6 protein-coding genes are annotated in these 7,193 nt (G+C 30.3%); 3 read left to right on the top strand and 3 right to left on the bottom strand.

The window, feature by feature from the left end; all coding sequences use genetic code 11:
- The 3 genes from QZ260_RS10920 to QZ260_RS10910 form a co-directional block, all read left to right on the top strand.
- Nucleotides 1–957: 3'-5' exonuclease (locus QZ260_RS10920; RefSeq protein WP_295986093.1), on the top strand; the 957-nt coding region annotated here is incomplete at its 5' end.
- Nucleotides 958–979: 22 nt separating this feature from the next.
- A complete protein-coding gene (locus QZ260_RS10915) occupies nucleotides 980–1,600 on the top strand; it encodes an L-threonylcarbamoyladenylate synthase (RefSeq protein ID WP_295986090.1) in 621 nt (206 codons plus the stop codon).
- A 68-nt stretch (nucleotides 1,601–1,668) separates the two neighbouring features.
- Nucleotides 1,669–3,063, top strand: coding sequence for a DUF819 family protein (locus tag QZ260_RS10910; RefSeq protein WP_295986088.1), 1,395 nt, complete (start codon nucleotides 1,669–1,671; stop codon nucleotides 3,061–3,063).
- A 146-nt stretch (nucleotides 3,064–3,209) separates the two neighbouring features.
- Here the strand turns inward: QZ260_RS10910 and QZ260_RS10905 are convergent, their stop codons facing one another.
- The 3 genes from QZ260_RS10905 to QZ260_RS10895 all read right to left on the bottom strand — a co-directional run bounded on the left by QZ260_RS10905 (nucleotide 3,210) and on the right by QZ260_RS10895 (nucleotide 6,582).
- Complete coding sequence (locus QZ260_RS10905; RefSeq protein ID WP_295986087.1) at nucleotides 3,210–4,253, bottom strand: TlpA disulfide reductase family protein; 1,044 nt, start codon at nucleotides 4,251–4,253, stop codon at nucleotides 3,210–3,212.
- Nucleotides 4,254–4,572: 319 nt separating this feature from the next.
- Nucleotides 4,573–5,328: a ceramidase domain-containing protein gene (locus QZ260_RS10900; RefSeq protein WP_295986085.1), complete on the bottom strand. Its 756-nt coding sequence runs from the start codon at nucleotides 5,326–5,328 to the stop codon at nucleotides 4,573–4,575.
- Nucleotides 5,329–5,511: 183 nt separating this feature from the next.
- Complete coding sequence (locus QZ260_RS10895) at nucleotides 5,512–6,582, bottom strand: acyltransferase (RefSeq protein WP_295986082.1); 1,071 nt, start codon at nucleotides 6,580–6,582, stop codon at nucleotides 5,512–5,514.
- Nucleotides 6,583–7,193 lie beyond the last annotated feature (611 nt).

The following is a 7,193-nucleotide window of genomic DNA, read 5'->3' as shown; positions in this document are numbered from 1 at the left end:
GGTACTAAAACCAAACTTCAAAATTTTGTTACGCTTATAGAAAGTTTTCAAGTATTAAATCAAACTGCCGATGTTTTTGAGTTGGCAGAACATGTTACTAGAACTACAGGTATAATTAAAGAATTCAATAAAGATGGCACGCCAGAAGGTGTTGTTAAAATGGAAAATATTGAAGAGCTTTTAAATGGTATGAAAGACTTTGTTGAAGGTCAAAAAGAAATTGCTGATACCACTGGTAATTTAGCTGAGTTTCTAGAAGATGTGGCATTGGCAACAGATATTGATGGCGATAAAGGTGATCCAGACCATGTAGCTTTAATGACGATACATTTAGCAAAAGGATTAGAATTTCCAACGGTGTTTGTGGTTGGACTTGAAGAAGATTTATTTCCTAGTGCGATGAGTATGAATACCCGAAGTGAACTAGAGGAGGAGCGACGCCTTTTTTATGTGGCCTTAACGCGTGCTGAGAAGCAAGCATATCTAACTTATGCATTATCAAGATACCGCTGGGGTAAACTGATTGATTCTGAACCTAGCCGTTTTATTGAAGAGATAGACGAGCAGTATTTAGATATTGTGACACCAATTGAAGAACGTCGATTTAACCCAATGCTTTCTGCTGAAATTTTTGGCGATGTTGAACCAAATAAAATCAGATACAAACCAGCAAAACAACCTGTATTTAAAAAAGGAAATAATACTAAGAAAGAACCTGAAAAATTTAAAGTAACAACGCCCAAAAACTTAAAACCTGTTGCAAAAACTAATGGAAATACTAATTTATTTGATAGTAAGTTAGTTGTTGGTAATATTGTAAAGCATATTCGGTTTGGTACAGGTGAAGTGATGAAGATAGAAGGTGCTGGCGCAGATATTAAGGCTGAGATTAATTTTCAGCATGGAGGTGCTAAAAAATTATTACTACGTTTTGCTAAGTTGGAGGTAATTGGATAAATTAATTATAAGTTAGAAAACCATGGCTGAATTTTTAAGAATATATGAGGAAAACCCCAATGCTAAAGAAATTAGCAAGGTGGTTAAAGTCTTAAAAAAAGGAGGACTTATCATTTATCCCACCGATACTGTTTATGGCTTAGGATGTGATATTACAAACCTAAAAGCCTTAGAAAAAGTAGCAAGAATTAAGGGCATTAAGTTAGAAAAGGCTAACTTTTCTTTTGTATGTAGCGATTTGAGTAATTTGAGTGATTACGTGAAGCAAATTGACACATCTGTTTTTAAAATATTAAAAAGGGCTTTACCTGGTCCTTATACATTTATCTTACCTGGTTCAAAATCATTGCCAAATCCATTTAAAAAAAGAAAAACCGTTGGTATTAGAGTGCCAAATAATAATATTGCTTTAGAAATTGTAAAGCAACTTGGAAACCCAATTATATCGACATCTATCCATGATGAAGATGAAGTTTTAGAATACACTACAGATCCCGAATTAATTTTAGAAAAGTGGGATAATTTGGTAGATTTAGTTATTGATGGTGGGTATGGTGGTAATGAAGCATCTACGGTTATTGATTTATCTGAAGATGAACCTGTGGTTGTGAGAGTCGGTAAAGGCGATTTGAAAATATTTTAGTTTTTTTAAACTAATATTTACATTTAATTATATAATGTTTTTTTGAAGTAGAATAAATAAAATAGTCTATGAATATATCAGAAATAAGTAGTGATATTCCTTTATTTGCTAATGACACCATAATTTTTGGTGTGTTGTGCGTAACACTTGCACTCATATTTTACACATCGAGTTTACCTCGCTTTTCAAAATTTTATAGAATTATTCCAGCGCTTTTACTATGCTATTTTATACCTTCAGTATTAAGTTCAGTTGGTTTAATTGCAGATAAATGGCTCGATGTTTCTGCAACTATAAAACATTTGCAATCCTTATATGGTGATCTAGATGGCATAACAAATCTAAATACTTTAAAGGATTATATTATTACGCATAATATAGAAGAATCAGTGTATTCAAAGTTTATAGGTGGTAGTAAATTATATTACGTGTCTTCTAGATTTTTATTACCTGCATCATTGGTTCTTTTAACTATGAGTATTGATTTAAAAGGCGTTTTTAAATTGGGCAATAAAGCTTTAATCATGTTTTTGACTGCTACTGTTGGTGTCATGATTGGCGGCCCTTTAGCTATTGTGTTTTTTAATTATGTGGCACCAGAGATTTTAATTGAGGTTGAAGGCACAGCGTTATGGAAAGGGTTATCTACCGTTGCTGGAAGTTGGATAGGTGGAGGAGCAAATCAATTAGCGATGAAAGAGCAATGGGAAGTTAGCGATAGTCTTTTTAGTATTATGGCTGTAGTAGATGTTTTAGTTGCCGAAGTTTGGATGGCGTTTTTATTATTAGGCGTTGCTAAATCTGATAAAATAGACAAATATTTTAAGGCTGATAATTCATCAATTACCGAGTTGAAGAATAAGATGGAGAAGTTTAGTTTAGAAACGGCTAGAGTACCTTCTTTTAACGATTTAATAATTCTTTTAGGTATTGGTTTTGGAGTGACTTCAATTGGCCATTTAGTTGGCGATAACTTAAGCGTCTGGATCAAAGAAAATGCACCTGTACTTGTTGATTTTGGATTAGGAAGTTCATTTTTCTGGTTAATTATTATGGCTACAACAGTCGGTATTATCCTCTCGTTTACCAAATTAAAAAGTTATGAAGGGGCAGGAGCAAGTAAAATAGGAACTGTTTTTATTTACATTTTAGTAGCTTCTATAGGTATGAAAATGAATTTAAATGCCATTGTAGATAATATAAGTTTGTTTGCTATTGGTTTTGTTTGGATGATTATTCATGTAGGCTTATTGTTTGTGGTTGCTAAAATAATTAAAGCACCATATTTCTTTTTGGCAGTAGGCTCGAAGGCTAATATTGGAGGAGCTGCCTCTGCACCTGTTGTTGCTGGTGCGTTTCATCCTTCGTTAGCTCCTGTTGGTGTTTTGTTGGCCGTTTTGGGCTATGCGTTAGGCACGTATGCAGCATTTGCTTGTGCTCTGATGATGAAGTGGGTGAGCTAATTTTAAATAGAAAGTTGTTAGCTTTATTTTTGGAGATATTCGTCTAAAGTTTTGTGTATAAAAATTAACGGATTTCACTCACTAACTTTTCGGTTTATTACTGACCTTTAGTGTATTATTTATTGCTTGTTTAGGCACTAAAACCACTATCTTTTATTTACGTTGTTATAAACAGTTGCCTCCAATTTTTCTAATGTTTTAGAGTTAGATGGTCTTATTTCATCTGGACTAATCACTTTACCTTCTTTATCTAAAAATATAAACCTAGGCAGTGCACCAATATCATAAAATTTAACAAAATCCGAATTTGAGCCAGAGTAAAGTTGCACGCCTTTAATTGAATTTTTGGTAATATACTTTTCCCATTTATCATATTCGCGATCAGTACTAATAGAAATAATTTGAAGTTCATTATTATTAGAAAAGTGTTCCTCTAACTGTTTTAGAAAAGTATGTTCTACTTTACAGGGTTTACACCAAGTTGCCCAAACATCAATGTACACATATTTCCCTTTGAAATCTTTTAATGTTTTAACATTGTTTTTTATGTCTTTGAAAAAGAAATTATTTCCAATTTTATTAACTATTGATGTTTTATATAGGTATTTAATGTTTTTCTGTTTAAGAATATCAGAGAATTCATCAAATTTTAATTTTACATAAGAGCTTAAGCTATCAACTACGTTTAGAGATATCCCTTTTTTATTAATTAATTCGCCTTTTTCATGAATGAGTATTTCAAGCTCCTCTTGTTTTATTCCATTGCGAACCATTTCAGATAACAGGTTTTGATATTTTTTAGAATAGGCTAAGAAATTATTAGATAACTTAAAGTTGCCTGAATAATCTATAGACTCGAAAAGTTCCTTCTCATCTATAAATAGAGTTATTTCGCTATTTGGGGAAATTACTAACTCTCCTAATTCTCCCTGTTTACCATCTAAAAATGAATAAATTTGATAAAATTTATTTTCTAGAATTTTCATAGTGTCAATAACTCTATTTGATTCCTTAAATCGAAGAATAGACTTTATCTCCCACGATTTATCTTTATCATATATAATAAGGCTATCTAATAATTGCTGATTAGTTACATTAACTTCTATTACAGAAATAGGATTTTTTCTTTCTTCCTTGCAACTGGAAATTAAAGTAGATACCATAAATATAATTATTGATGGCTTTATCATTTTATTTAGCATTGTTTATCATGTGTTCGAGTATGGTTTGTGCGCAATAGATTAGAGTTTACAAAGTTCGCTCTTTGTGTGTTTGCCAATTGTAAGTTCGGCTAAAATTTTTAATTTAAAAGCTTCACTGTAACGTCTAATTAATTTGTCATTTCTGTACATAATATTTACAATTATGTAGCCTTATTTCAGGACATGTCAATATTATGGGCAACGGTTTTTTGTATGGTTAGTTGCGTGTTCCAGCATCTAATTTAGCAAATAAATCACAGATAGAAAATTCCAGCGGAATTTTCTAAGTAGGCAATTGCCCAAGTAATTAATTATAAACGTTGTTGGTAATTGTATTAACTTTTTTCCTTTTTATGTAGGTGTATAATAGGCTAATAATACCAATTGAAATTACCAAATGCTTTAATGTATGTCCGCTCAATATTTTTAATGTGCTCTGGGTTTGGTAATCGAAGTGCTCAAAAAATTTAGCAATAACATAAGCAATTAGGAGCATCCAATAGCCAATAGTTAAATTATATTTTGATTTATAGAATAGGAGTATTATTAGTATTGCTAGAATGGGATAAAATTGAACTAAAAGGTAAATTTTAAGATCGTTAAAAATAATCCAATATATTACAGATATCAGGCCAATAAGGAGTGCAGGAAATAGTGTTTTTAAGCCAATTTTTAAGTCAATAAATTCACTGATAATAATTGAGAAAAGAGACATAAATGCTATCGTCATAGGTAGCCTATCCCAAACTAAAGTATTATTGTTTGGATTTAAATGATAATAACCAGAACCCAATGAGACGAGAGAGATGCCTAAAAAAAACGTTATGTATTGAATCTTTGTTTCTGATAAAGTCGCGGTTGTGTGCAAACCTAACACTCCAATTATTAAAAAAGGAATATTAGAAACAACATTCCAAAAATTAGGGATATTAAAGATTGTGTAAGAATCGCAAAAATTATGGTATTCTTTATTCTGCTCTATTGGAGATAAAATGAATATTCCAGCAATGGCAATAATCGTAATTGAGAATAATATTACATATCCAACTTTTTCTTTTTTCATTTTTTATTTAGTCAAAGATTGTGAATAATTGCTACTGGTCAGTATCAGAATGGTAGCCGACTGCATTGTACTTTTTTATTAAGTTACATGAAAGTTTATGTGGGCTACAACTTTTGTATTTACTACTGTCTAGGCTATTATTTTTACACATTGTTATATGGCGTTTTTATTATTAATTAGAGTTTAACTCCCAACTAGATATCTGCTATAATTTGGCAATATTCTTTTTATAAACAGCGTTATAATTAAGGAAACAAAAAAGACAAGAGATGAAACCATACAATATATTATAAATGAATTTGAGGTGAACGAAAAATCTAATTTCCATTTTAATATTCCAGTAACCCAAATTACAATTCCATGTGTAAAAAACACACCAAAGCTGTTTGCTGCAATTATTTCTAAAAATCTAAGTTTATAGTTTTCAAATCGATTTAAAAAAATCATAAAAAAGAGACACAAAAGAATTTTTTGAATAATCATCAAATCAATTCCGCCAAAAGTAAATGGGTCTTTATGATAGTTTCCGAATTCCCCAATATATGCTTGAAATATTGCAAGAGAAAAAGCAATACTTAAAATATAAAATTCCTTTCCTTTAATTTTGGAATACAGAATATTTTTATTTTCTGAAGATATTATACCAAACAAATAAATAGGCGAAAAGTAAAAAACATTTTGAAAAACTGAAAACATATTATATTCTATTCCTTCTAATGATTTGTGAATAAAAACTGAACAAATTAGTAGAAAAAGAGTTATAACTATCGAGGTTTTTAGCTTGAGTTTTATGAATCGAACAAAAAGTGGTGACATTGCAAAAACTATCATAATGAAAGGAATATACCAATAGCCAGCAAAACTTTTACCAACCCCAGTAAGATAATGACGAAATACAGGAAAGGCTAATAATTCATCATATCGAAGTGAAAGAGTATTTGATGATAAAATACCACTGATGCAAATCTTGGTAAGTAAATAAACTATCGGAATTGTTGACAAAATAAGATATGGAACTAAAACATATTTAGTCTTTTTTATCATAAATTCTTTAAATTTAAAATTTTTGTAAAAAATATGATGAAATAAAAAACCAGAAATAAATACAAAAAATGAAGTCCCTCCTTGAGTCAAGTTTTGAATTGTATAGCCTAATATTGAATTATATTTAAAATCAACTAAATACATACAATGTCCAAAGACAATAAATATAATCGAAATACCTCTAAAATAGTTTATTGAGTTTATGTACACATATTAATTTTAATACAATTTTCAAATGCCATATAATGCCTGTATATAGTTTTTGGTAACTATATATCTGTTATGTGTGCTCTAAGATAAATAAAAATCTTTATTGTTTAACATCACTTGTGTTTATGCTTGTTTTATTAAGAAAAACGAATTATTATTCGGTGATAAACGTATATTAAACCCTTAATGTTCGTTTAATATTTAATGAAAAGAATAGATTGGATTACTCACTACCATCAACATTTATTTTACGTTAATACCATACAATTTCGAATGTTGCATAATATGTTGAGGGGTGTAATTTTCGTCGCTTTCAGGTATTGTTGGTTAAGTATATGAATCAGTTTAATGATTTACATACAGCGTTAAACGAAGTTTACAGATTTTTTAAAAGTCAAGTAATAAACTGAAACGATAATTCATATATTTAAGTGGGTTAGCAAGGCCTAATTAAGGGTTTGAGTGAATTATTGAGACCACCGCCACAGAAGTAAGTTAGTCCTTGGATATTTATATGCCTGAGTTTAATTATTTATAAATTGAAAGCAACGAATAAAACTTTCTCTCTTTGGTTAACCAGCTTGCCGGAAGGCAGGCGCCATAAAAAAAGC

The sequence above is a fragment of the uncultured Algibacter sp. genome, from assembly GCF_905480415.1.
In the GTDB taxonomy this organism is placed as follows: Bacteria; Bacteroidota; Bacteroidia; order Flavobacteriales; family Flavobacteriaceae; genus Algibacter_B.
This window is presented reverse-complemented; position numbering and strand designations above follow the sequence as displayed.

Bases quoted from the DNA above. Each gene is read 5' to 3' on its own strand.
- QZ260_RS10915 (WP_295986090.1), top strand. From the start codon at position 980: ATGGCTGAATTTTTAAGAATATATGAGGAAAACCCCAATGCTAAAGAA.
- QZ260_RS10910 (WP_295986088.1), top strand. From the start codon at position 1,669: ATGAATATATCAGAAATAAGTAGTGATATTCCTTTATTTGCTAATGAC.
- QZ260_RS10905 (WP_295986087.1), bottom strand. From the start codon at position 4,253: ATGATAAAGCCATCAATAATTATATTTATGGTATCTACTTTAATTTCC.
- QZ260_RS10900 (WP_295986085.1), bottom strand. From the start codon at position 5,328: ATGAAAAAAGAAAAAGTTGGATATGTAATATTATTCTCAATTACGATT.